This is a genomic window from Novispirillum itersonii subsp. itersonii ATCC 12639 (genome assembly GCF_000381985.1).
In the GTDB taxonomy this organism is placed as follows: Bacteria; Pseudomonadota; Alphaproteobacteria; order Rhodospirillales; family Rhodospirillaceae; genus Novispirillum; species Novispirillum itersonii.
In genome coordinates this window covers 300,459-325,689 of the sequence record NZ_KB907338.1, presented here as the reverse complement: position 1 = coordinate 325,689, position 25,231 = coordinate 300,459, and the positions used below count along the sequence as shown (strand labels likewise).

Sequence of the window (25,231 nt, the reverse complement as noted above, 5' to 3'; positions counted from 1 at the left end):
TGACAGGAACGGATGCCACCATGCTGCACTGGATGTCCCGCTTCCGGGTGACAACCCGGGTCACGGCTGCCTTCTCAACCCTGTTGCTGTTCATCGCCCTGTTGACCGGGCTGTTCGCCTGGACCGGGGCGGATATACGCTTCCAGCTGTCAGAATATCAGCGGGTCGCCCGCAACACCCTGACGGTCACCCAGACTGTCGCCGATACCGGCCTGATCCGCCGGAATGCCCTGTCCTTTCTCTATTCAGGCAATACGGCCGACGCCGATGCGGTCACAACCCTGCAACAGCGGCTTGACGCCACCCTGACCGGACTGATTGAGACCACCCGCGCCGAACCCCGGAAAGAGCGGTACCGGCAGATGCAGGCGACGATGGCCGTCTATACCGGATATTTCGCTGAGTTGCGCAGCCTGCGCCAGCAGCACAACACCCTTTATGCCGGAACCCTGCGCCCGATGCTGACACAGGCGAATGACCTGCTGTCACGCCTCGCCGCAGAGGCCCTGTCATCCGGCGAGCCGCAGGCCGCATTATCTGCGCTGGAACTGCGCGAGCACTACGAACACGCCCGGATTGCGACACTGGAGTTCTGGGCGGACCCGAGCCGAACTGCCAGTGACCACGCCATCGAGGAAATAAAGGGATTTGGAGAGGAAGTCGAAGCCGCCGCAGCAAAGGTTTCCGACCCCGACTCGAAAGCAAGTCTCACCGCCCTGCAGGATTTCGTCAGTCGCTACCAGCCCGCCTTCACCGAATTCTCCCGCGTCAGCCTGAAAGAACAGGGGATCGCCACCGACGCGATGGTGAAAAGCGCAGCGACGTTCTACGCCCTGGGTGATGAGGCCCTGTCCGACGGTCGTGCCCGCATGCAGGATGTTGAAGATCAGACGGTTGCCATGCTGGGCCGCTCTGCCATGCAGGTTTTTCTGCTGGCGGCGTTGTCTTTGCTGATCGGCACCGGCTTTGCCGTGGTCATGGCGATCGGCATCACCCGCCCGCTGAAAGCGATGACCGCTGCCATGCAGCGTCTGGCGACCCATGACCTGAGCGTAACGATTCCTGCCACCGACTATCGCGATGAAATCGGCGATATGGCCGGGGCAGTGGCTGTGTTCCGGGACCAGATGATCACCGCCGACCGCCTGAAAGCCGAGCAGGAAGCCGAAAATCAGGCCCGCCTTGACCGGGCCAACCGCCTCTCAGCTCTGGCCCACACCTTTGACTCGGCAGTCGCTGATCTGCTGACATCCATCTCCACCGCAGCGGGAACCCTGGACGTCACTGCTCAAGGCATGTCGAGCATTGCCGAGGAAACCAGCAGTCAGGCCCATTCCGTCGCCGACTCTGCCGGGGAAGTCTCTGAAAACGTGCAGACCGTCGCCAGCGCAACGGAAGAACTGGGAGCCTCAATCCGCGAGATCAGCCGTCAGGTGCAGGACTCCTCTGACCGTTCCGCCGCCGCCTCAGCCCGGGCCGCAGAAGCCAATGCGGTGATTGAGGGACTGGAAACAGCCGCCCGGGAAATCGGGCAGGTGGTCGATCTGATCACCGCCATCGCCGACCAGACCAATCTGCTCGCCCTGAATGCCACGATTGAGGCCGCGCGCGCCGGGGATGCCGGTAAAGGGTTTGCCGTGGTCGCCAACGAGGTCAAGAACCTTGCCAGCCAGACCAGCAAGGCCACCGACCAGATCCGCAGTCAGATCGGCACCATTCAGGAAGAAGTCAGCCGCGCCGCCCATGCCATCGACGATATTGTCGAAGCGGCCCGGGATGCCAGCTCCATCGCGTCTGCCATCGCCAGCGCGGTGGAAGAGCAAAGCGCCGCCACGCAGGAAATTTCGCTGAATGTTCAGCGGGCCGCCGCCAGCACCGGCACGGTCTCGGAGACGATCCATTCCGTCAGTCAGGCGGCACGGGAAACCGGGAAAGCCTCTTCCGACGTCCTCGGGGCCTCACGCAACCTGCATGCCGAGGCCGAAGCCCTGCAACGGCTGGTGATGACCTTCCTGAACGACGTTAAGGCGGCTTAGGTGTTGTTTGGTCCTTGTTTGTTCAGCCCCTCACACGCCGGGCGGGCGCATCCGCGCCCTTGGCTTACGTGCCCACGCGGGCACGGGGCCTCAATGGCCCAGTCGGTACGGCAAAGCCGTACCTTCGTTCGTTCAGCCCCTCACACGCCGGAGGGGCGCGGACGTCCACCCGCTTGCCTCAGGGGATCAAGGCAAACCGGTCAGCCCCCGCCGAACAGGCGTTCGTCGGCGATCTTTTCGTCTTCCAGCCACAGGCCGCGCAGGGCCAGGGTTCCATCCGATGCCACAGACGCCTCAACCCAAAGACGGCTGGCCCGGACCTCACCCTCTATCGCTCTTGCCGGTTCACGGGCCAGATAATACCGCTCCAGCGCCGGAAGACTGACCTGCAGCCGGACGTCGTCATTGCGCCAGGCCCAACCGGCCAGAGCAACCTGCCCTGCAGCCAGTGCCACGGGGCGGACCGGCAGCAGATCCAGCGGGCGGTCAGGGGCATCCGCCGCCACCACAATCCACACCGGTCCCTCATCCATCGGGGCAATTGCCGACAGCACCGCAGCCGTCCCCGGCAATTCCGCCATATCGGCCTGTGCCACCGCATAGTGCAGGGTGACATACGCGCCCCGGAACAGATCCCACGGATCAACCGGCACCGCCTTCAGCCGTACCACCGTGCCGTGCTGCAGCAGCCATTCCCGCCACAGCGCCTGTGCCGGAATCGCTGCCGTCATCACCGCCACCACGGCGGCCAGCGTCTGCCAGCGCCACCGCGCCAGCCGGTCAGCCAGAGTCTGCATCACGCCGGTCATTCCTCGCCCTCCGCTGTCTTCGTCCGGTTCCGCCGGGCCAGCACCACCGCCAGCACCGCCAGCCCGCCGCCAACGATCAGGAAGAACAGCGACCCCAACCCGGTCAGGCCAATCCCCACCGCTGTCAGGGCGAGAAAGGCCGCCACCGACAGCCCGGTCAGACCACGCCGCCCCTGCGCCACCGCAAACCCGAGGAACCCCGCGGACAGGGCCAGCCCAAGGCCAAGAATGCCCCACACCGCCCCTTCCCCAACGTCTGAGGCAGACTGCTGCATCACCCCGGACAGCAGAACCGGCAGGGCCGCCACCGCCACCGCCAGCATCCCGCCACCGGACACCCGCCGCTGCCGCAGCATCTGCACCCCGGCCAAGGCCGCCGCCGCCACAGCCAGAACAATCAGCGTCACCACCAGACTGACCGGCGGCTTCAGCGTCAGACCATCACTCAGCCAGACCAGAATCACCCCGACCGGCACCCACAGGGCCACCAGCTGCTGGCTATCCGCCAACCGGGATGCCGCCCAGCGGAGGCCGCGGCTCTGCCCGGCAGAAGGCGCCGGGACCAGCAGCAGCGCAGACCACGCCAGCCCATGCAGAACCGGCAGCAGCAGGAAAGCATCATGCCCGCCCAAAGACCGCAGCGCCGGGGCATCCGCCACCACTGCCACATACAGCCACAGCCACAGCCACAGCCCGAGATGCCCCAGCCACAGCTCCAGCCCCCAGCCCCGGCGTACCGCCAGCGCCAGCGCAGCCCCCAGCGGCAGCACAAACACGGCATGCCAGCCCATCACCGCATCATAAAAGCCGTTCTCCGTCAGCGGGGCGATCCCCCACCCGGCAATCAGCACCACCGCCAGCGTCAGCGTCATCCGCGCCTGTCCGGCCACCAGCGACAGCACCAGCGCCACCAGCCCCCATGCGGCCAGCCAGCCGGCCAGATTCCCGCCGAAGTGGAACATCTGACTGACCAGCAGCAGCCCGACCCCGAACAGGCCCGCACACAGTACCAAGGCCATCTGGGCCGACAGATCGCGCCCGATCTGCGCCACCGGAACCGTGCGCCACCGGGCCACCGCCACCGCACCGCTCCCGGCAACGGCGGCACAGATCAGCCCCAGACGCAGCAGGCGCGGCATCTCTTCCCAGTTCGCGGCCAGAAACGACACCGCCGCCGCCAGCAGCAGCAGCACCGCCACCACCGCCAGCACCGTGACCGGACGGGCCAGCCGCCCGGCACTGTCGAGATCAGACCGCAGGCGGGGCAGATGCTCCGGCGCGATCAGGCCTTCCCCCACCCAGCGGTCGAGCAGGCCGTGCACATGGCTGTGGCGCAGCATCGGCTTACTCTTCGTCGTCGAAATCGTCGTCGTCGTCGGCCATCAGATCATCACCTGCCGCCGGAGTGATCAGCCCCAGCGCCGCACCGTTGACATCGGCGACGATCGCCACCCGGCCCACCCCGGTCACGTCAGCAGGCGGACGCAGGATTTTACCGCCATTACCGGTGGTCATCCCGACCCGGCCATCCACATCATCGACCGCCACATAGGCCAGCCAGTGTTCCGGCACGCCATCGTAGTCGGGGCCTGTCATCTCAAAGAGACCGCCCGCAGGCAGATCATCGCCATCCATGGCGATCCAATACCGCCCCCCGAACGGGCCGGGAAACTCGCTGAACGACCAGCCCAGCGTCTCACCGTAAAAGGCCATCGCCTTTTCCGCCGACCGGGTCATCAGTTCGTTCCAGTAAAATTTGCCGTGCAGGGCGCTCATGGGTCACCTCGGAAGAAAATATCAGGCGGGGGACGATGCCCCCCTGCCCGCACGTTACTCCATTTCCCGCCGGGCCGTCACAGCAGAAACAGCGTTGCCAGCCCCAGCACGGCCAGAAACCCCAGCATGTCGGTCATCATCGTCACAAAAACGCTGGAGGCGACCGCCGGATCAACGCCGACCTTCTCCAGCGCCAGCGGCACCCCCATGCCGACCAGCGCCGCAACAATCATGTTCATCAGCATGGCGGCAGAGACCACCCCGGCCAGCGGCAGATCGGCATACCACAGCCATGCCGCGCCCCCGGCCAGCAGGGCCAGCACCACGCCGTTCATCAGGCCGACCATCAGCTCCTTGCCGACCTGCCCCCAGGCATTGGCCGCAGACAGATCACGGGTGGCCAGACCGCGCACCGCCGCCGTCAGGGTCTGGGTGCCCGCATTGCCGCCAAGGCTGGAGACCATCGGCATCAGCACCGCCAGCGCCACCAGTTTTTCCAGTGTTGCCTCAAACAGGCCAATCACCGACGACACCAGCATCGCCGTCCCGAGATTGACCGTCAGCCACAGGATGCGGGTGCGGGCGGTGGCAAAAGCATCGGCATAGGTCCCGGTCTCTGACAGACCGGCCAGCCGCAGCATGTCATCTTCCGCCTCCTCATCAATCACATCCACCACGTCATCAATGGTGATGCGCCCGACCAGCCGCCCGGCCCGGTCCGTAACCGGGGCCGACAGCAGATCGCGCCGCCGGAACAGCAGGGCGATCTCTTCCTGATCCATATCAACGCTGACCGGTTCCGGCCCGGTATCCATCAGGCTGTCCAGACGGCCCTGACGGGGGGCCCGCAGCAGCGACGACAGCCGCACCAGCCCCAGCGGGCGATGGCGCGGATCGACCACAAACAGCTCGGTGAACTCTTCCGGCAGCCCGGCCGCCGCCCCGTGCAGCCAGTCAATGGCATCGGCCACCGTCCAGTATGACGGTACCGCCACCAGTTCCCGCTGCATCAGGCGTCCGGCGGAATATTCCGTATAGGACAGGCCCTGCTCAATCACCGCCCGGTCCGCATCGGGCAGGCGGTCAAGCACTGCCGCCCGCTCGGTGGCATCGAGATGATCAATCAGATAAACCGCATCATCGGAATCCAGTTCCGCCACCAGTGCGGCGAAATCAGCATAGCCGAAGGCATCCAGCACCAGATCGCGGATGGCATCATCCAGTTCCGGCAGGATTTCCGGGTTAAACTGGCCCTTCAGCAGCGCCAGCAGCGCCGTCCGGTGGCCTTCATCCAGCCGCTCGATCAGGTCGGCGGCATCGGCATAGTGCAGACCCAGCACCTGCTCCCGCACCTCGGTGGCACGGTCAGGGTCATCCAGCGCGGCGCGGATGTCCTGCACGAACTCCGGGGCCAGATCGAAGGTTTCCTCATCATGACTGGGGGCGGGGTGCAGGCCGGGCCGGGTCTGCATCGGGCGGTTGGTGGTGTGCGTCATCGGCACCTCCCTCACGCGGGCCAGCCGGACGGTGCCGGGGGCCTGTCATTTTTCCGACATCTGGAGAACCCCCCAGAACCGCAAAAACCCTGAAGCATCAGCTTCAGGGTTTTTGTGTGGGCTGTTACGCCCGGAAACTTGGTGCGGTCGAGAAGACTCGAACTTCCACGGCCTTTCGGCCACAACGACCTCAACGTTGCGCGTCTACCAATTCCGCCACGACCGCATAGTCTCTTCCCGTTTCACTCAGGAGACCTTAAGTTCAGAGCCTTGCAGATCAGAACCTTAAGTCCGCCCTTGCGTTTGCGGGAGCAGTGAAATAGCACTTTGCCAGAGACCGATCAAGAGGTGTTTTTATGGCTCCCGAAAATTTTTCGTCCCCCCCGGCCCCGCAGTGGCCGGAACCGGAATGGCAGATCGCGGAGGACCGCGTCGCCTACCCTGATGCGCTGGCCGTGATGGAAGAGCGGGTCAGTGCCCTGACCAAAGGGGACCCGGCAACGCGGGAACTGGTGTGGCTGGTTGAACACCCGCCCCTGTACACCGCCGGGACCAGCGCCCGCGCCGAAGACCTGCTGGGCGGCAACAGCTTCCCGGTCTACGACGCCGGGCGCGGCGGCCAGTACACCTATCACGGTCCCGGGCAGCGGGTCGGCTATCTGATGCTGGACCTTAAGCGCCGCAGCCCTGATGTCCGTTGTTATGTCCACGCGCTGGAAGACTGGCTGATCCGCACGCTGGACTGCTTCAACGTACGCGGCGAACGGCGGGAAGACCGCGTCGGCATCTGGGTTGCCCGGGGCGGTGGCCGGGAAGACAAAATCGGCGCCATTGGCGTGCGGGTGCGCCGCTGGGTCACCTTTCATGGCTTTGCACTGAATGTGGAGCCCGACCTGTCCCACTTCGGCGGTATCGTGCCCTGCGGCATCCGTGAACACGGCGTCACCAGCCTGTGGGATCTGGGGATCCATGTCACCATGGAAGAGGTCGACAGCGCGCTGCGCCGCACGTTTGACGATGTGTTCGGCCCGGCGGCGTCAGGGCCGATGCGTCTCGGCGGCGGCGGCGCCTGCCAGGGGGTGTAACGGCGCGCGGAACGGCATGGCCGGGTCGGTCAGCACCTCGGCCACCGTTTCGAGCAGGGCGGGAATATCCACCGGCTTGGTCAGATAGGCGGCAAAGCCGGAGTCCCGCGCCCGCTCCACCGCAGACGCCAGCGCGTTGGCGCTGAGGCAAATGACCGGAATCCCCCGGGTCACGGGGTCAGCCCGCAGCTGCCGCTGGGCGGCAAAACCGTCAATTCCCGGCAAATTCAGATCCATCAGAATCAGGTCGGGTGGCAGCTCGCGGATATGGGCCAGCCCGATTTCTGCCGTCGGGGCCAGCTCCAGCCGTACCTGCGGCTGGGTCCGGAACACCTCTTCCATCAGGGTCCGGTTGCCGGAATTATCCTCGATATACAAAATCCGGCAGGGCGGAATACCTCCGGCTCCCCCCGCCCCCTCCGGATGGGCAGGAGCGGAGGAATCCTCCGGCAGCGCCACCGCAGACAGGGCTGGCCTGACAGCAGGGCCGGGCGGCAGGGTCGGATCAAAACAGGCAACCTCACCGGACAGCGGCAGCTCAAACCAGAACGTACTGCCTGTCCCCCGCAGGCTTGAAAAGCCGATCTGGCCCCCCATCCGCTCCACCAGAGCCTTGGTGATGGTCAGGCCTATCCCGGTCCCCTCAATCGGGGTCTGCTCCTGCCCCAGACGGTTAAACGGTTCAAACAGGTGGCCCTGCTTGTCCTCAGGGATCCCGATGCCGGTATCAACCACGGTAAAGCGCATCCGCCCGGTGTCGGTACAGTCCAGCAACAGGCTGACGCTGCCCCCCTCGACGTTGTACTTCACGGCATTGGACAACAGGTTAAGCAGCACCTGCCGGGCCCGGGTGACATCGGCCAGCAGCATGGCCCGGTGGTTGGCCCCCGGCTGATAGGCGATGCTGACGTTGCGCCCCTTGGCCAGCACCCGCGCCACCCCCAGACAGTGATCGACCAGATCGGCGATGCTGACCCGCTCCACCGACAGCCCCAGACCGCCGCTTTCGATCTTCGCCAGATCCAGCACCTCGTTGATCAGGGTCAGCAGCAGATCACCGGACTGGGCGATGTGATCAACATACTCTTTCTGGCGCGGGGTCAGGGTGGCATTGCGCCCGCTGCGCAGCAGTTGGGCAAAACCGAGAATCGCGTTCAGCGGGGTCCGCAGTTCATGGCTCATGCTCGACAGGAAGTCAGATTTGGCGCGGTTGGCGCGGTCAGCCTCTTCCTTGGCATGGCGCAGGGCCTTTTCGTAGGCGAGCGTCGCGGAGATATCACGGCAGAAGCCAAAAGACCCCAGCAGGGTGCCCTCGGCATCAAACAGGCTGGACGCCGCGACATCGGCGGTGACGACCGATCCGTCCCGGTGCAGAAAATCAAGCCGGTAGGTGCGGTGGGCCGTGCGGGTCCGGCTGTCGAGCTGCAGACGGACAAAGGCCTGTGACGCCGGGGCAATAATCGCGCTCAGGCGGGTGCCGAGCAGGTCTTTCTCGGTCCAGCCGAGCAGACTTTCAACCGCTGCATTGACCTCGATGATGGTTTCGTCAGCATCAATCTGAAAATAGGCTTCGCCGGTGGTGCTGATGATGCTACGCAGGCGGCCCAGCATCGCCTCCCGCTCGCGCCGGGCCTCCATCTCTGCCGTGATGTCCAGCAGCATGGTGCAGATTGCCGGCTCACCATCCCAGTCAAGGGTGAAGGAGACGTTCTTACACCAGAAATCCTCGCCGTTATCCTGCCGGAGACAATGCAGCGGATACTGGCGCGGCCCCTCTTCTCCCCGCAGACGACGCTCGTGGATATCGCGCACCCAGTCGCGCATCTCCGGTGCCAGAATCTGGGCGGTCGAGGTCAGCGCCGAAAACTCCGACCGCGACTTAAAGCCGAACATATCCAGCATGGTCTGGTTGGCAAACAGCGGGTGAAAGTGGCGGTGCACGTAAATGCCGATCGGTGCATTCTCGGTCAGCACCCGGAACCGGCGGCGGATCCGCTCCAGCAGGTCCTGCTCCAGCCGCGACGACGTCACATCGCGGATCAGGCCGATAAAACCGTCCTCAACCCCCGTGCCGCTGTACGGCAGAACCTTCAGGGTGATTTCCAGCGTGCCACCGTCACGGTGGCGGGCCTCCAGCGCGCGGGCGGCAGAAATAACCCGCGGCTCATACAGGCGGGATTGCCGCAGGAAGGCATCATGCGGCGCATGCTGATCCGTCTTCAGCAGTACATTCAGGTGTTGCCCCATCAGGTCCGCAACCTGATAGCCAAAAATTGCCGCCGCCGCCGGGTTGATCCCGGCGATGCGCCCGGTGCGGTTGATGACGATCACCCCGTCCTGCAGGGCTTCCATTACCGCCGCATGCACCGATGGGCTGATGCCGGACCCGACCGCCGCCACCGCCCGCCGCCGCTGCGCCAGACGACCGAACCAGACTGTCAGACCGGCCAGCGCCAGCACCGACGCCCCGACCCCGGCATTCAGCAGCACCGGCAGGCCTTCCACCTCCAGCGCCGGACCGGGCGACAGCACCGCCATCGGCACCCCGGCAGAGGTCAGCAGCACCACATCATAGGGATTGACCACCCCGGACGGGGGGGCTGCCTCCAGCGTCTGTACCCCCAGCGCGGCGCGGGTCTGTTCCAGCCACCGGGCATCAAGGGCCTGCACCAGCACCACCGCAGACTGCCGTGGCCCGGTCGCCCCGGACAGATGCGGCACCCCGGCCACCGCCGCCAGCAGCAGAGCCTGCGGATCCCCCAGAAAGGCCGTCATTACCGGCGGCAGGCCGGCGGACGGTGCCCCCTGACGGATCAGAGGTGCCGACCGGGACAGATTAAGCCCGGTGGCATCGGCGCGGCGCAGGTGATCGGCCAGCGCCTGCACCTGCAGCACAAGGCGGGCATCCTCCGCCGGGGGCGGGGCCATGGCCTGATCGCGGATTTCTCGCACCAGCCCGGCGTCACTGACTGCAAAAATCCGGCTGACCCCGGCGCGGGCGAGCAGCGACGTTGACGGTACAGGCACCGCCTGATCACCCCCGGCGGCCTCCGACACAGCGTCGGGGTGCAGTCCGCTACGCGGATCCATCGCCAGATCAATAGCCAGCGTTGCCAGCGTCTGCCGCTGCTGCTCGACCTGAGCGACCAGCCGGTCATGGATGAACAGACGCAGACGGTGATCAAGATCCCCCGCCGACTGCCGGATCAGCAGCAGCGCCGACAGCACCCCGGCGACGCTGAAAAACAGCAGAACCCACCATACCGGGCGCCCAACCCGGTGCAGCACACGTTCAGCCATCGCTTTCAGGCGCGGTGTCAATGGCAGCGTCCATCCCTGTCATGTATTTTAAACTCTTCATAGGACTATACCGGAGGAGACCGCGAACCCATAGGTTCGTTTTCAGGTCCGGCACAGAACCTGATACCTCCGTTCCGCGGGGTCAGCCTCTGTGGTTTTTTTCTTTGCTCAATCACCGGAATCATCTATAGATCCCGGCACTTCTCCGTGGTTTCCCGGGGGCGGGGCGCAACCCTGCATTGCCTTCACCGAAACCACGCCGGGGGCCCGTAGCTCAATGGTTAGAGCCGACCGCTCATAACGGTCTGGTTGGGGGTTCAAGTCCCTCCGGGCCTACCATCTCCCCTTTCGCCGTTCTTCGCAGTCATCCGCAAAGGCCCGGAACACCCAGCATCCGGGCCGCCTGAATAATCTCCTTCAGCTTCGGCACCATCCGCAGCCTGTCGGGGTTGGCGGCAGACTGGAAAAATTTGTCCTTCCCCTTCGTCGTAAAATGGATTTCCCCCAGTTGCGGATGATCGACAAAGGACGGCCTGATCACCCGGCCCCTGGAATCGGTTTCCGCCTTCAGGGTCCTCATCCACCACGTCGTTGCCGCGTCGCGCAGGGTCTTCAGGTCTGCCCCTGCCGGGGCCAGTTCATCCCCCCGGATTTCGACGGGGGCTGACGGGTCGGTCTGGTAGAAACCCAGCAGGGTTTGATCTAAACTGCGATCAGAGGTGTCGGTACGGCTAGCTGTGTCATCCTTACCCGCGAGAGCGCCAATGTCTGTCGTAGTGGCGTCGCTACCTCCTGCCGTGCTGGGGTTGGCCGAGCGGAACAGCGTGATCACATCGGTATCAGGGGCGTAGGTGCCACGGGGGCCGATCCCCGCATCTTGGTAAAATTCCGGGGTGGTGCGACGCCCCTTGACAAGATTGCGCTCTGAGAGCATCTTCAGGTTCTGGCTTCGGACTTTCGAGACCGCAGGGATTGAGACCCTCGCCTCTTTTGAAAGGCCCGAAGCCTTTTTGCTGTTCATGTACAGCACATCGCCCGCATTAACGACCCTCTCAAGCCACTTCTGCGCCCCGGTGTCCGCAGGATTAGCCGGGGTCCTATCCTTCCCGTACAGGGATTTCAGGCCATGAAACGTCACCGTCCCCTGCCACGGATGGATGGCCGCGATCAGAAAATCCCCGTCGCTGTCCACATCATCCAGCAACGCCGCCAGCGGAGAGCCGGGGGCCACCCCGCCCTGCCCGCGCAGGGTATCCAGCACCGGGGTGCGGGCCGCCTGCACCGTGTTTCCGGGGCGCAGCCGTTCCAGCGACAGGTTACGCCGCGGTAACCTGAATCTTAAAAGCTGCACCCTCTTCAATCTTGTAAAAGTGGTCCGTGTGCCTTTGATCTGGGGTCCGTTTCCCGAAACACTCCAGAGGCCTGAAAATGTCCAAGACCCTTGATCTGCTGCGCTGGCGCTATGCGACCAAAAAGATGGATGCCGCCCGCGCCGTGCCGGAAGAGGCCGTCGCCCGTATTGTCGAGGCGGTGCGCCAGACCGCCAGCTCCAGCGGCCTTCAGCCCTACGAGCTGCTGGTGGTGACCAACAAGGACCTGCGGGAAAAGATCCGCGCCGTGGCGTGGAATCAGGCACAGGTCACCGATGCCTCTCACCTGCTGGTGTTCGCCGCGTGGGACAATTACACCGCCGAACGCATCAACGCCGCCTTTGATCTGGTCAATGACGAGCGCGGCTTCCGCAACGAAGGCTGGGAAGCCTACCGCCAGCAGCTGCTGGCCAATTACACCGCCCGCGATGCCGAAACCAACTATCAGCATGCGGCCCGTCAGGCCTATATCGGTCTCGGCACCGCCCTGCTGGCCGCTGCTGAAGAGCAGGTGGACAGCACCCCGATGGAAGGCTTCGACCCCGACAGCGTCGACCAGATCCTCGGCCTGCGGGAAAAGGGCCTGCGGTCGGTGATTCTGCTGCCGCTCGGCTACCGCGCCGCAGAAGGCGACTGGCTGGTCAACCTGAAAAAGGTCCGCCGCCCGCTGGATCAGTTTGCCACGACCGTTGCCTGAGACCGGTAAAACCGGTTGCAGGGTGTTTTTCGGTTGATTGTATGTTTAGGTCTTAATTTGTTCGGCCCCTCAGGCGCCGGGCGCGGGCATCCGCCCGCTTGGCTGGCGCGCCCACGCGGGCGCGGGCCCTCAATGGGCCAGTCGCTGCTCTCCGGTTTGTTCGGCCCCTCAGGCGCCGGGCGCGGGCATCCGCCCCGCCGCACACAACAACAGGGCACCCCGGTGGTGCCCTGTTGACGTTTCAGCCCGGTCACGGCAGAGTTTTTGCCCTTTCTGCCCCACCGGAGTGCGGACCATGGCCTTTGACCTGTGGCTGGTGTTCATCCCCGCCGTGTTCCTGCTGAACATGGCCCCCGGCCCCAACAACCTGCTGGTGATGAATAATGCCGCCCGCTTCGGGCTGGGCACCGCCACAGTGGCCGGAATGGGCCGGATGCCTGCCTTTGCCTTTCTGGTCGGCCTGACCGCCGTCGGGCTGGGGGCGGTGCTGGCGGCCTCGGAAATGGCCTTCACGGTGATCAAGTGGGTTGGTGCCGTCTATCTGGTATATCTTGGCATCAAACTGTGGCGGGCCCCGGTGGAAGACACCGTGCTTGCCGAACGCAGCCGCGAGGCCGTCAACATCCGCGCTCTGGCAACGCAGGAATTTTTGTCGGCGATTGCCAACCCCAAGGCGATTCTGGTGTTCACCGCATTCTTCCCACAGTTTATGGATGCCAGCCAGCCGCCGACCGGGCAGCTGCTGATTATGGGGGCGACATTTCTGGTGCTGGAAGCGGTGGCTCTGGTGCTGTATGGCCTCGGCGGGGCCGGGATGGGGCGCTTTTTCGCCACCGCACGCGGGCGGCGGATCATGAACCGGGTGAGCGGCGGGGCACTGGTGATGGCCGGTGCGGCGCTTGCGGCCGCACGGAAGTAAATGACAACGCCGCGCTTGCGGCCGCACGGAAATAAAACCAACAGCGGCGCTTGCGGCCGCACGGAAGTAAAACCGGGGCGAAGCCTGCCGCAGGCCCGGCAGCGCACTTCCGCAATTTCCTTCCCCTTCCCGGTGTGGTGGGGTAAAACCGCCGCAACCCTGATTCCGTTTACTCGATGCCGGAGGACCTATGGCCGCCTATCAATACATCTACACCATGCGGGACCTGACCAAGATCTATCCCGGTGGCAAAAAGGTGGTGGAAGGGGTGTACCTGTCGTTCCTGCCGGGTGCCAAGATCGGCGTGCTGGGCTACAACGGCGCCGGTAAGTCGACCCTGCTGCGCATCATGGCCGGTGTGGATAAGGAATACAGCGGCGAGGCCTGGGCGGCGGACGGCGTGCGCGTCGGCTTCCTGCAGCAGGAACCGCATCTGGACCCGAAGAAGACCGTGCTGGAAAACGTCATGGAAGGCGTCGGCGAAGTCTACGCCCTGCGCCAGCGCTTTGACGAAGTCTCTGCCAAGTTCGCCGACGTCAGCGACGACGACGAGATGAATGCCCTGCTGGAAGAACAGGGCAACCTGCAGGAAAAGATCGACGCCTGCGATGGCTGGGATGTCGAGCGCAAGGTCGAAATCGCCATGGACGCGCTGCGCTGCCCCGATGGCGCCGCTGAGGTGACCAAGCTGTCCGGCGGTGAAAAGCGCCGTGTGGCGCTGGCCCGCCTGCTGCTGTCGCGCCCCGACATGCTGCTGCTCGACGAACCGACCAACCACCTTGACGCCGAATCGGTGTGGTGGCTGGAACGCTTCCTTGAAGAATATGAAGGCACCGTCGTCGCCGTCACCCACGACCGCTACTTCCTCGACAATGTCACCGGCTGGATCCTGGAACTGGACCGGGGCCGTGGCATTCCGTACGAAGGCAACTATTCCTCGTGGCTGGAACAGAAGCAGAAGCGTCTGGAACAGGAACAGCGCGAAGAAGCTGCCCGTCAGCGCACCATCTCGCAGGAACTGGAGTGGATCCGTTCCAACCCGAAGGGCCGTCAGGCCAAGCAGAAGGCGCGTATCACCGCGTTCGACGATCTGGTGGCCAAGTCTGCCGACCGTCAGCCGGGCACCGCGCAGATCGTGATCCCGACCCCGGAACGTCTGGGTGGCGTGGTGATCGAAGCGGAAAACCTGACCAAGTCGTTCGGCGACCGTCTGCTGATCGAAAACCTGTCGTTCCGTCTGCCGCCGGGCGGCATCGTCGGCGTCATCGGCCCGAACGGTGCCGGTAAGACCACCCTGTTCAAGATGCTGACCGGGGCCGAACAGCCCGACAGCGGCAGTGTCCGTATCGGGGAGACCGTCAAGCTCGGCTATGTTGACCAGAGCCGCGACGCGCTGGACGACAACAAGACCGTGTGGGAAGAAATCTCCGGCGGTCATGACGAAATTGACCTTGGCAAGCGCAAGATCCAGTCGCGTGCCTATGTCGGCTCCTTCAACTTCCGTGGCGGCGATCAGCAGAAGAAGCTGAGCCAGCTGTCGGGCGGGGAACGCAACCGCGTCCATCTCGCCAAGATGCTGAAGTCCGGCGCCAACGTCCTGCTGCTTGACGAACCGACCAACGACCTTGACGTTGATACCCTGCGCGCTCTGGAAGACGCCCTGCTCGACTTCCCCGGCTGCGCCGTGGTCATCTCCCACGATCGCTGGTTCCTTGACCGTGTCGCCACCCACATTCTGGCCTTTGAAGGCAACAGCCATGTGGAATGGTTTGAAGGCAACTTCGAAGACTACGAAGCGGATAAAAAGCGCCGCCTCGGCTCTGATGCCGAGCAGCCGCACCGCATCAAGTACAAGCCGGTGCACCGTTAATTCCTGATCAAAGGCCCGCCCCTCCGGCGGGCCTTTTTTCTGCCCGGCCCGCCCCTGCCCGCGGACGTTCCGTAATCCCCACGATCTTCCGAGTCACTCAAAATCCGGCTATGCTGCGTCGCAAAGCCGTTTTCACTGCGCCGGGACCGCCACTGCCCCATGAAACTGATCGAAGTCTTTATCGAACGCACCCTGTTCGCCAGCCGCTGGCTGCTGACCCCGATGTATCTGGGGATGACGCTGCTGCTGGTGCTGTTTGCCGTAAAATTCTTTCAGGAACTGATCCATCTGGCACCGCACATTCTGGAAATGGCGGAAACCGATCTGATTCTGGTGGCTCTGGCCCTGATTGACCTGACCCTGGTCGCCAATCTGATCATCATGGTGATTATCTCCGGCTACGAAAACTTCGTCAGCCGGATTGATCTGGATGAAAAAGCCGAAAAACTGTCCTGGGTCGGCAAGCTGGATTCCGGCACGCTGAAGCTGAAGGTTGCCGCCTCGATCGTCGCCATTTCGTCGATCCACCTGCTGAAAGCCTTTATGAACACCAGCAAGACCGACACCAGCACGCTGATGTGGCTGGTCATCATTCATATGACCTTCGTGGTGTCTGCCCTGCTGCTGGCGTGGCTGGATAAAATGGCGTTCCGGCACGATCACTGACCCCCGGCTCACACCGGATCCCCAAGGCCCCGCCCGCCCGGCGGGGCCTTCTGTCATCCGGGCGGCCCGGTTATCCTTCGGCCTCGCACGGTGTCAGGTCTGTCACCGCCCGCCCCTGCCGCCGCCCCAGCCACACCAGCCCGAGACCGGACGCTGCCAGCACCCCACCGGCCACCGGCACGGCAGCATAGCCAAGGCCGGCACTGATCACCGCCCCGCCAACGGCTGCCCCGATGGCATTGCCAAGATTAAAGGCCCCGATGTTGATTGAGGAGGCCAGCCCCGGCGCGTCCGCCGCCACCTGCATCACCCGCATCTGTACCGGCGGAACGATGGCAAAGGCTGCCGCCCCCCACAGCAGCAGGCTCACCGCCGCCCCGGCAGCACTGCCGAACACCAGCGGCATCGCCAGCATAATCAGCGCCAGCGCGGCAAGAAACAGTGCCGTCGCCCCATCCAGCGACCAGTCCGCCACCCGGCCCCCCAGACCATTCCCCACCGTGAAGCCAAGGCCGATCAGCACCAGCGCCAGCGTGACAAAGCTGCCCGAGGCCTGCGTCAGGGTTTCCAGCATCGGCGCGACGTAGGTATAGAGGGTAAACATCGCGCTGGACCCCAGCACCGTGGTCAGCAGGGCGAGTATCACCGGCGCGCGGGTCAGCACCGCCAGCTCCCTCCGCACCTGTGGCCGCGTGCCACGCCCGCCCTTCGGCAGGGCCAGACCAAGGGCGGCAATGGCGATCAGCCCCAGCACAGCGGTCCCGGCAAAGGACATTCGCCAGCCGATCTGCTGGCCGACCCATGTCGCCAGCGGCACCCCGCCGATATTGGCAAGGGTCAGCCCCATGAACATGGTGGCGACCGCACTGGCCCGCCGTTCCGGGCGGACCACACTGGCCGCCACCACTGCCCCAAGACCGAAAAAGGCCCCGTGGTTCAGGCTGGTGATCAGGCGGGAGGCCAGCAGGCTCCAGTAATCCGGGGCCAGCGCCGACAGCAGGTTACCGAGGGTGAAAATCACCATCAGGCCGATCAGGGCACTGCGGCGGCCAAACCGGCTGAACAACAGGGTCATCACCGGCGCCCCAAGAGTGACGCCGATAGCATAGGCGCTGACCAGCAGCCCGGCGGTGGGAATCGAAACCCTGACCCCATCAGCGATGACCGGCAACAGGCCCATCGGTGAAAACTCGGTGGTGCCGATCCCGAAGGCACCAATGGCCAAGGCCAGCAGCGGCCAGCGCCCGGTGTCCGGGGCACTGGCGGCGGGGGTCTCCTGATCTGTCTGCATCCTCTGTGATCCTCTGCTTCTGGTGGGCGGTACAACCCCGGCCCATGCGTGGAAAGACAGATAGGCCCTCTGCCGAGACTTGATAATTCGGCGCCGTGCCACATTATCTATGAAATCAGTTCACAGATGAGGGCACAGATGGATAACCGCGCCGGGGAAATGGATGTGTTCCTGCGGGTGGTGGACAGCGGCAGCTTTTCCGAAGCCGCCCGGCAGCTGCGGATGACACCGTCGACGGTGTCCAAGCTGATCAGCCGGATTGAGACCCGCCTCGGGGTCCGCCTGCTGGAGCGGTCCACCCGCCGCCTGTCGCTGACAGCGGAGGGGCAGATTTACTATGACCGCAGCCAGACCCTGCTGGCCGATCTGGCAGAGATTGAACGGGATCTGTCCAACGGGGCGACCAGCCCCGGCGGCACCGTGCGCGTCACCGCCTCGGTCGGCTTTGGCATGGTGGCGGTGGAACCCCTGTTGCCCGCCTTCTGGCAGGCCTACCCGGACATCGTCGTCGATCTGTCCCTGTCCGATGAGATCATCGACCTGTATCTGGACCGGACTGACATCGCCTTCCGGGTCGGGGCGCTGTCCAGCTCTGCCCTCACCGCCCGGCGGCTGGGCACGGCCCCGCGCAAATTTGTCGCGGCCCCGGCCTATCTGGCCCGGCATGGCACCCCGCGCAGCCTGCACGATCTGGCCGGGCACCGCTGCCTTGGTCTGAATTTCCGCCGGTCGGTGCCCCTGTGGGCCGGATATGCGGACTCCTGCCCGCTGCTGGCCAACAACGGCGAGACCGTGCGGCGGATGGCACTGGCCGGGATGGGGCTGGCCCGCATGGGGGAATTCCATATCCGCGAGGATCTGCGCACCGGGGCGCTGGTTGAGATCCTGCAGAACGACAGCGCGGGCGACAGCGAGGACATCCACATGCTGTTTCTTGGCACCGACCGCATGCCGCACCGGGTGCGGGCCTTCATCGACTTTATGGCCCCCCGCCTGAAAGCCTTCCTCGAAGGCGGCCCCCTGACGCCATAAAGCAACAGGGCGGGACCCACCGGCCCCGCCCTGCATCACGCCTGCCTTACCAGCTTCTGAACCGCGACGGACGCCCGGCGGTCAGACAGTCAGCCGCATCAACAATGCTCTGCACATCAATGTGGTGATGGGCATACAGCTGGGCGATGGTGCCGCTCTGGCCGAAATGCTCAACCCCCAGCGGATGCACCGCATGGCCGCCGACCCCGCCGATCCAGCTCAGGGTCGCCGGATGGGCATCAATCACCGTCACCAGCCCGGCATGACGCGGCACCTGCGCCATCAGGGTATCAATGTGGCTGCGGGCGTCACGGTCACCGCGCATCCGAGCCCGCCGGGCCGCATGCCACGCCGCACACAGGCGGTCGGCAGAGGTGACGGCCAGCACCGCCACATCGCGCCGGTCCTGCGCGATGCGCCCGGCCGCCTCAATGGCTTCCGGGGCGATACAGCCCTGATAGATCACCACCACCTCGCAGTTGGGGCCGGGGGCCCGCAGCCAGTAGGCCCCCTGAATCATCCCTTCCACCATCTCCGGCGTCAGGGTGCGCTGCGGCTGATCAAGCTGGCGGGTGGTCAGGCGCAGATACACGCTGCCGCCCTTTTCATCACGCAGCCAGGTGTTTTCTTTTTCCTCGTCGCCTTCGCGCTGCACGTATTCAAACGACCAGCGCATGATTTCAGCCAGCTCATCGACATAGGCGGGCTCAAAGCTGGCCAGACCATCCTGCGCCATGCCGATCAGCGGCGAGTTCATCGACTGATGCGCCCCACCTTCCGGGGCCAGCGTGATCCCCGACGGGGTGGCGACCAGAATGAAGCGGGCATCCTGATAACAGGCGTAATTCAGCGCATCCAGACCACGGGCAATGAACGGGTCGTAAACCGTACCGACCGGAATAATCCGCTGCCCGAACACGCTGTGCGACAGGCCGAAGGCCGCCAGCGCGGTGAACAGGTTGTTTTCGGCGATCCCCAGTTCCAGATGCTGGCCGGTCAGGCTTTTCGCCCACTTCTGGGTCGATGGCACCTTCTGTTCGCGGAACACGTCGGTGGTCTCGACGGTGCCGAACAGCCCGCGCCGGTTGACCCAGCCCCCAAGGTTGGTTGACACCGTCACATCCGGGCTGGTGGTGATCAGGCGGTCGGCCAGCGGCTCCTTCGACCCGGCCAGATCGTGCATGATCCGCCCGAACCCTTCCTGCGTCGAAGCCCGGTCCGGCCGCTGGAACGACAACGTCGCCGGAACCGGAATCCGGTCCGCCCGGAAGCGGCGGGTGCCCCGGCTGTTGAACGGCACAGCGGACAGAAACCGCTGCAACTCGGTCGCCGCGACATCAGACCCGGCGAACGGCTCCCACTCCAGACCGGCGGGCACCCCCATGGCGGTGCGGAACCCGGCCATCTGCGCCTCGTTCATCAGCCCGGCGTGGTTATCTTTATGCCCCTGCAACGGCGTGCCATAGCCCTTGATGGTATAGGCGATGAAGCAGGTCGGGCGGTCGTGGTCGATACCATGAAAGGCCTCGAGAAGGCTCTTCAGGCAGTGTCCGCCCAGATTGGTCATCAGGGTGTGCAGTTCGGCATCGCTGCGCCGCCCGATCAGATCCAGCGCCGCAGTGTTGCCGGCCAGATCGGCGGTCAGGCGGGCACGCCAGGCCGGGCCGCCCTGCCATGTCAGCGCAGAAAACAGGGCATTGGGGCATCCGTCAATCCAGTGCTTCAGGGTTTCGCCACCCGGCTCGGCAAAGGCGGCCTGTTGCAGCGCCCCGTACTTCAGCTCCACCACCTCCCACTCCAGAGAGCGGAACACGGCGCGGATCCGGTCGCTCAGGCCTTCCGACACCACACCGTCAAGGCTCTGGCGGTTGTAGTCAACAATCCACCAGGTATTGCGCAGGGCGTGCTTGTGGCCTTCCTGCATCGCCTCAAAAATATTGCCTTCGTCCAGTTCGGCGTCGCCCATCAGGGCGATCATCCGGCCTTTCGGGGCGTTGCCGGTGGCGCTGCGGTCCCAGCCGTGGGCGTGTACATAATCCTGCGTCAGACTGGCAAAGGCGGTCATCGCCACCCCCATGCCGACCGAGCCGGTGGAGAAATCGACGTCGTCCTTATCCTTGGTGCGCGACGGATAGGACTGTGCCCCGCCGAAATTACGGAAGTTTTCCAGCCGGTCGCGGGTCTGGTGCCCCATCAGATACTGAATGGCATGAAACACCGGGCTGGCATGCGGCTTGACCGCCACCCGGTCTTCAGGCCGCAGCACATGGAAGTACAGCGCCGTCATCAGCGACACCATCGACGCGGAAGAGGCCTGATGCCCGCCCACCTTCAGGCCATCCAGATTAGGGCGGATATGGTTGGCATTGTGGATGGTCCAGCAGGCCAGCCACAACACCCGCTGTTCCAGCGCCTTCAGCACCCGCAGGGTGGCGGCATCAGCGGACGGCGGGGCAGAGGCAACGGGCGGACGAAACGCGGTGGCGGGCATGGCAGGGTGTCTCCGGGCTGTGCGTGTCTGTTTTGGACGGTCGCCGCGCCAGGAGGCATCTCAGGCTCTCCAGCGTGTTGTTTTGTTGCGCTGACGACCCTGAAACACTAACGAACTTTGCCGGAAATCTGGTTTCGATGTTGGGGCCGGTTTTCGCAGAGGCTGCGAGAAAGCCCCGGTCACCGGTAATTTTCGGAAAGAGGGCCGCTTTTACGCGTCGCCGGAGCGGAACGGGAAGCCCATCTCCGGCGTCCCCTCGTCCGGCGTCGCAGCGCCTGCTGCCGGGGCCGGGGTCTCTGGGGTCGGGGTCTCTGGGGTCGGGGTCTTTGGGGCCGGGCTTTTTTCCGGCGGTGCCGCCTGCGGCCCCTCTCCCTCCTGATCCCCTTCACTCTGGGCCAGACGGGACAGAATATCGATTTCCAGCGCGAACAGATCGATGTCGGCGATCACCTCGACATCGCTGGTCTGATTGGAGAAACTGCGCAGCCAGGGCGACTCCCGGTCCCGGGAGGTCAGGCGGTTAATCCCTTCCGCCGAAGCCCGCAGATCGTTGAGGTGCTGATCACTCAGCCCCGCCGCCAGAGTGCCGAGATAGGTGACATAGCGCATAAAACCTTCCCGCAGGGCCACCGACTTCCCCAGCGGATGGGCCTGCTGCGCACAGTGGGCCTCCGCCGTGGCGCGGATTTCGCGGATCCGGTCGAACGCCACATCCAGCCCGACGCGGGTGACATAACGGCGGACCCGGTCAACCTCTCCGGCAATGCGGGTCCGGGTTTCCGGGGTGATCGGGGTATCGGCGGTGCTTTGCAGCAGCGCCATCAGGTTGGCCAGACGGTCAATGTCGGCAATCAGTTCTTCCGTCAGACGGGGGCGGTCCGCCGCCGGACTGCTGAGCATATGATCCCGCCGCTGCCGGAACCGCCGCGCCGCATCATGCATTGCGGAGATGACGGTCTGCGCCTGTGAATCGGGATTTTGCCGTGCATGCCGGTCGGCCATCGGCTCACCTCACTGTCTGCCTGCGTTCCTGTCCGGGAAGAATACAGGCAGACAGCCGGTTTTTCACGCACTTCCGCGCGGTTGCGACGGGACGGTGATATTACAGCGGTGCAGTGGCATCCTTCAGCCACCCCTGCACCTCGGCCGGTACGTGCGGCCCGATCTCCTGCGCCACCCGCTGGTGATAGGCATTCAGCCAGCCGCGTTCCTCGGCTGTCAGCAGCGCCACATCGATCAGGCGGCGGTCAATCGGCACCAGCGTCAGCGTCTCGAACCCCAGCATGGCCCGTTCGGCCCCCTCGGGCTGCGGCTTGACCGGGCGCACCGCCTGCAGGTTTTCGATGCGGATGCCGTATTCGCCATCCTTATAGTATCCGGGCTCGTTGGACAGAATCATCCCCGGGCGCAGCGCAATGGTGTTGGGGGCCTTGGAAATCCGCTGCGGCCCTTCATGCACCGAAAGATAGCTGCCGACACCATGGCCGGTACCGTGGTCATAATCCACGCCGTCAGCCCACAGGAACTGCCGGGCCAGCACATCAAGCTGGCTGCCGGTGGTGCCTTCGGGGAAGCGGACCACCGACAGGGCAATATGCCCTTTCAGCACCTGCGTGTAGCGGCGGCGCTGCTCTGCCGTCACCGGACCGACGGCAATGGTCCGGGTGATGTCGGTGGTGCCGTCAACAAACTGCCCGCCGCTGTCAATCAGATAGACCGGGCCGGACGACAGCGCAATGTTGCTGTCCTCTGTCGCCCGGTAATGGCAGATCGCCCCATGCTCTCCGGCCCCGGAGATGGTGGCGAAACTCTGGTCACGGTACAGGGCCACCGTGCGGCGCAGGCTGTCGAGATGATCGGAGACCGACAGTTCGGTCAGCGGCTCTCCCGCCGCCACGGCGGCATCCAGCCAGGCCAGAAACCGGATCATCGCCACCGCATCGCGGCGGTGCGCCGCCCGGGCCCCTTCCAGCTCCACCGCATTCTTACAGGCGCGCGGGATTGCGCAGGGATCATCCCCCTGCACCGCCACCGCCCCGGCCCGGGCCAGACGGTCAGCAATCGCCCATGCCGCCGACAGACGGTCAAGGCGCACCGTCTTCCCGGCCAGACGGTCAAGCCCGGTCAGAAACGCGGACGGCGCATTGAAATTGACCCGCGCATCACGGGCCAGATGCGCCCGCACATCGCCGGTGATCTTGGCCGGATTGACGAACAGGTCAATCAGCCCGTCGGCATGCACGATCACATACCCCAGCAGGAACGGGGTAAACGGCAGATCGGTGCCGCGCAGGTTCAACAGCCAGCACAGGCTTTCCGGGGCGCTCAGCACCACCGCATCCTGCCGGGCATCCCGCAGGACCCCGGTGATGCGGGCCAGCTTCTGGGCCACGGTTTCCCCGGTGTACTCAAACGGCTGGACTTCAGCCGGATTGGTCTTCGGCTCCGGCCGGTCAGTCCACACCGCATCAAGCGGTGAGGAGTCAACCGCCACCAGCGTCGCCCCGGTGGCCTCCACCGCAGACCGCAGGCGGGCGATCCCGTCCATGGTGTGCAGCCACGGATCAAAGCCGACCACACAGCCGGTGCCGGTGGCCTCCAGCACCCCGGCCAGCCAGCGTTCCGGCGGCTGTTCGATCAGGTGGCAGTATTCATATAAGGTGCCATCGGTCTGCTGACGGACCTGAATGGTATAGCGGCCATCGCTGAAAATGGCGGCGCGGTGCGCGGTGACCACCGCCATACCCGCCGAGCCGGTAAAGCCGGTCAGCCATGCCAGACGCTCATCTTCCGGCGGAACGTATTCACCCTGATGCTGATCTGACCGGGGCACCAGAAAAGCATCCAGTCCCCGGCGGGCCAGTTCATCCCGCAGGGCAGTAAGGCGTTCGGCCTGAGCACGGCTATCCATACCAACTCTCTCCAGTCATCGCGACGGATACAGGGGCACCGCCCCGGCAGGTGCCCGGCGGATATAGCTGCATCCTTCTGTCATGTATCGCCTTCCCACCGCCCCGGCAAGGGCAGCAAGACGGATATTACGCCTTTGGGCCATCCCCCGCAGACCGGAAGCCTAAAAAATGAGCAACTTCCAGAAATGCCCAATCCATGCACAAAACGCATGGCTCTTTTCACTCCACCCGGCAGGCAGGCGGTTAACAGGATCCTAACCATGCGTGACTCGCATTGCTGCACCGCGAAAGCTGCGCAACTATCTTTCTGCCGGATGATCTATAAACTGGTCATCCCGATGCAGCGGCGGCAACGCAGCGCAACGGAGAGACGGAATACCCCGGCCGCCCGGGGGTCCGCGCCGCGAAGACAGCCCGCCAGACTTACCCCCTGACGGGCAGCCGCAGCGCCAAGACCGGCGGACCACTGAACACAACCGCACTTTTGATTTTAATTCAATCGCTGCGGCACCGCATCGCTGATCGCCCCGCTTACCCACGGCTGGCGATCCGGCTTGATACCGTGCCGCCGCACACACGGAGCAAAACCATGTCTAACGTTTCTTTCATCGGCAATCTCGTCAACCGTTTTCACTCCTGGCGTGAACAGCTGCGCGAAGCTGACCTGCTGCGCAGCATGTCCGACCGCGAACTGTCCGATCTGGGCCTGACCCGCGGTGATGTGGAACGCGTGATCTCCGGCACCTACCTCGACAAGCGCGCCGCCAACGACGCCCGTCGTCTGGCCGCCTGATCCCCGCCCCGGTTTTTCCGGGGACGGTACAGCACACTGATGACTGACAGCAGGGATGCATCCGCGTCCCTGCTGTTTTGTTTTTTCACATGCATACACACAGCGCATACCCTTATAGAACAAGCCTGTAACCCGCATGAAACCATGCATCCGGCGCAGCGCTGCACCGCAAAATCTGCGCAGGAAAGGTCACGGTGTATGACCTATGGTCTTCCCAACGAAAACACCCCGGCGCGACGCCGGGCCGCTGACGGAACAGGGCCTGATGCCCGTACCCCCGGCCCGCAGGACGATGCGCCCATCCCCCCGGAGTAACACCGATGTCCATTCTCTCCTCCCTGATCGCCCGTTTCTCCCGCTGGCAGGAAGAACGCGCCGAAGCCTACCTGCTGCGCACCATGTCTGACCGTGGTCTGGCTGATATCGGCCTGACCCGTGGCGATGTCGATCAGGTGCTGAACGGCGCCTACGAAGACCCGCGTGACGCCATCTTCGCTGCCCGCGCCGAGGCCCGCGCCCGCCGCGACGTGAAGGTTGACCAGATGCCGCAGCGTCTGGCCGCGTAACACACTGCTGTTTTCACCGTCACCGGCCCGATTACAGGAACGCCGGAGCGTGCCATCGGTGACGGTTTCCGGCAGGCAGTCCCTGTGCTGGCCGGATCTGACGCCTGTGGCGTCCTGACCGG

19 protein-coding genes and 2 tRNA genes are annotated in these 25,231 nt (G+C 64.6%); 10 read left to right on the top strand and 11 right to left on the bottom strand.

The genetic code is table 11. The annotated features are described in order from the left end of the window. Positions 1-20: 20 nt before the first annotated feature. Entirely contained in the window at positions 21-2,036 is a 2,016-nt protein-coding gene (locus tag G365_RS20365) for a methyl-accepting chemotaxis protein (RefSeq protein ID WP_019644367.1), read from the top strand. 200 nt (positions 2,037-2,236) lie between these two features. Here G365_RS20365 and G365_RS0104780 read toward each other — a convergent pair whose 3' ends face one another. The 5 genes from G365_RS0104780 to G365_RS0104760 form a co-directional block, all read right to left on the bottom strand. After that, positions 2,237-2,845, bottom strand: coding sequence for a GDYXXLXY domain-containing protein (locus tag G365_RS0104780; protein ID WP_019644366.1), 609 nt, complete (start codon positions 2,843-2,845; stop codon positions 2,237-2,239). Then, positions 2,842-4,185 (bottom strand): DUF2157 domain-containing protein, encoded by a 1,344-nt coding sequence (locus tag G365_RS0104775; RefSeq protein WP_019644365.1) that lies wholly within the window; start codon positions 4,183-4,185, stop codon positions 2,842-2,844. Before G365_RS0104775 ends, G365_RS0104780 begins: the two co-directional genes overlap by 4 nt. A 4-nt stretch (positions 4,186-4,189) precedes the next feature. Then, positions 4,190-4,621 (bottom strand): VOC family protein, encoded by a 432-nt coding sequence (locus G365_RS0104770; protein WP_019644364.1) that lies wholly within the window; start codon positions 4,619-4,621, stop codon positions 4,190-4,192. Positions 4,622-4,698: 77 nt separating this feature from the next. Then, a complete protein-coding gene (gene mgtE, locus G365_RS0104765; protein WP_019644363.1) occupies positions 4,699-6,117 on the bottom strand; it encodes a magnesium transporter in 1,419 nt (472 codons plus the stop codon). 139 nt (positions 6,118-6,256) lie between these two features. Next, positions 6,257-6,343, bottom strand: a tRNA-Leu gene (locus tag G365_RS0104760). Positions 6,344-6,473: 130 nt separating this feature from the next. On the opposite strand from G365_RS0104760, the gene lipB reads away from it, so the two are divergent. Further along, positions 6,474-7,202 (top strand): lipoyl(octanoyl) transferase LipB, encoded by a 729-nt coding sequence (gene lipB / locus G365_RS0104755; RefSeq protein ID WP_019644362.1) that lies wholly within the window; start codon positions 6,474-6,476, stop codon positions 7,200-7,202. Here lipB and G365_RS22705 read toward each other — a convergent pair. Further along, positions 7,155-10,523, bottom strand: a complete 3,369-nt coding sequence (locus G365_RS22705; protein WP_155976118.1) for a PAS domain S-box protein — start codon at positions 10,521-10,523, stop codon at positions 7,155-7,157. The two genes, lipB and G365_RS22705, sit on opposite strands and share 48 nt — an antisense overlap. Positions 10,524-10,765: 242 nt before the next feature. Between G365_RS22705 and G365_RS0104745 the strand changes: the two genes are divergently transcribed. After that, positions 10,766-10,841 (top strand) — tRNA-Ile (locus G365_RS0104745). A gap of 25 nt (positions 10,842-10,866) precedes the next feature. On the opposite strand, the gene G365_RS0104740 is transcribed toward G365_RS0104745, so the two are convergent. After that, positions 10,867-11,853 carry an LPD3 domain-containing protein gene (locus G365_RS0104740; protein ID WP_019644360.1) on the bottom strand — a complete coding sequence of 329 codons (987 nt, stop codon included), beginning with the start codon at positions 11,851-11,853 and terminating at the stop codon, positions 10,867-10,869. A 77-nt stretch (positions 11,854-11,930) separates the two neighbouring features. Here G365_RS0104740 and G365_RS0104735 point away from each other — a divergent pair, with 77 nt between their 5' ends. The 4 genes from G365_RS0104735 to G365_RS0104720 all read left to right on the top strand — a co-directional run bounded on the left by G365_RS0104735 (position 11,931) and on the right by G365_RS0104720 (position 16,024). Further along, positions 11,931-12,569 (top strand): NAD(P)H-dependent oxidoreductase, encoded by a 639-nt coding sequence (locus tag G365_RS0104735; RefSeq protein ID WP_019644359.1) that lies wholly within the window; start codon positions 11,931-11,933, stop codon positions 12,567-12,569. 295 nt (positions 12,570-12,864) lie between these two features. Continuing rightward, a complete protein-coding gene (locus G365_RS0104730; protein WP_019644358.1) occupies positions 12,865-13,488 on the top strand; it encodes a LysE family translocator in 624 nt (207 codons plus the stop codon). A 190-nt stretch (positions 13,489-13,678) separates the two neighbouring features. Continuing rightward, positions 13,679-15,358, top strand: a complete 1,680-nt coding sequence (gene ettA, locus G365_RS0104725) for an energy-dependent translational throttle protein EttA (RefSeq protein WP_019644357.1) — start codon at positions 13,679-13,681, stop codon at positions 15,356-15,358. Positions 15,359-15,517: 159 nt separating this feature from the next. Continuing rightward, on the top strand, positions 15,518-16,024 hold the full coding sequence (locus G365_RS0104720) for a TIGR00645 family protein (RefSeq protein ID WP_019644356.1): 507 nt from the start codon (positions 15,518-15,520) through the stop codon (positions 16,022-16,024). 70 nt (positions 16,025-16,094) lie between these two features. Here the strand turns inward: G365_RS0104720 and G365_RS0104715 are convergent, their stop codons facing one another. Further along, positions 16,095-17,315: an MFS transporter gene (locus G365_RS0104715; protein ID WP_019644355.1), complete on the bottom strand. Its 1,221-nt coding sequence runs from the start codon at positions 17,313-17,315 to the stop codon at positions 16,095-16,097. 138 nt (positions 17,316-17,453) lie between these two features. Between G365_RS0104715 and G365_RS0104710 the strand changes: the two genes are divergently transcribed. Then, positions 17,454-18,347 carry a LysR family transcriptional regulator gene (locus G365_RS0104710; protein WP_019644354.1) on the top strand — a complete coding sequence of 298 codons (894 nt, stop codon included), beginning with the start codon at positions 17,454-17,456 and terminating at the stop codon, positions 18,345-18,347. A gap of 46 nt (positions 18,348-18,393) precedes the next feature. On the opposite strand, the gene G365_RS0104705 is transcribed toward G365_RS0104710, so the two are convergent. The 3 genes from G365_RS0104705 to G365_RS24450 all read right to left on the bottom strand — a co-directional run bounded on the left by G365_RS0104705 (position 18,394) and on the right by G365_RS24450 (position 23,749). After that, positions 18,394-20,838, bottom strand: a complete 2,445-nt coding sequence (locus tag G365_RS0104705; protein WP_019644353.1) for a 1-deoxy-D-xylulose-5-phosphate synthase N-terminal domain-containing protein — start codon at positions 20,836-20,838, stop codon at positions 18,394-18,396. A 210-nt stretch (positions 20,839-21,048) separates the two neighbouring features. Continuing rightward, positions 21,049-21,840 (bottom strand): hypothetical protein, encoded by a 792-nt coding sequence (locus tag G365_RS0104700; protein ID WP_019644352.1) that lies wholly within the window; start codon positions 21,838-21,840, stop codon positions 21,049-21,051. 100 nt (positions 21,841-21,940) lie between these two features. Next, on the bottom strand, positions 21,941-23,749 hold the full coding sequence (locus tag G365_RS24450; RefSeq protein WP_019644351.1) for an aminopeptidase P family protein: 1,809 nt from the start codon (positions 23,747-23,749) through the stop codon (positions 21,941-21,943). Positions 23,750-24,339: 590 nt separating this feature from the next. On the opposite strand from G365_RS24450, the gene G365_RS20355 reads away from it, so the two are divergent. Both G365_RS20355 and G365_RS20350 read left to right on the top strand, forming a co-directional pair. Next, on the top strand, positions 24,340-24,543 hold the full coding sequence (locus tag G365_RS20355; RefSeq protein WP_019644350.1) for a DUF1127 domain-containing protein: 204 nt from the start codon (positions 24,340-24,342) through the stop codon (positions 24,541-24,543). Positions 24,544-24,863: 320 nt separating this feature from the next. Beyond that, positions 24,864-25,109 carry a DUF1127 domain-containing protein gene (locus G365_RS20350; protein WP_019644348.1) on the top strand — a complete coding sequence of 82 codons (246 nt, stop codon included), beginning with the start codon at positions 24,864-24,866 and terminating at the stop codon, positions 25,107-25,109. Positions 25,110-25,231 lie beyond the last annotated feature (122 nt).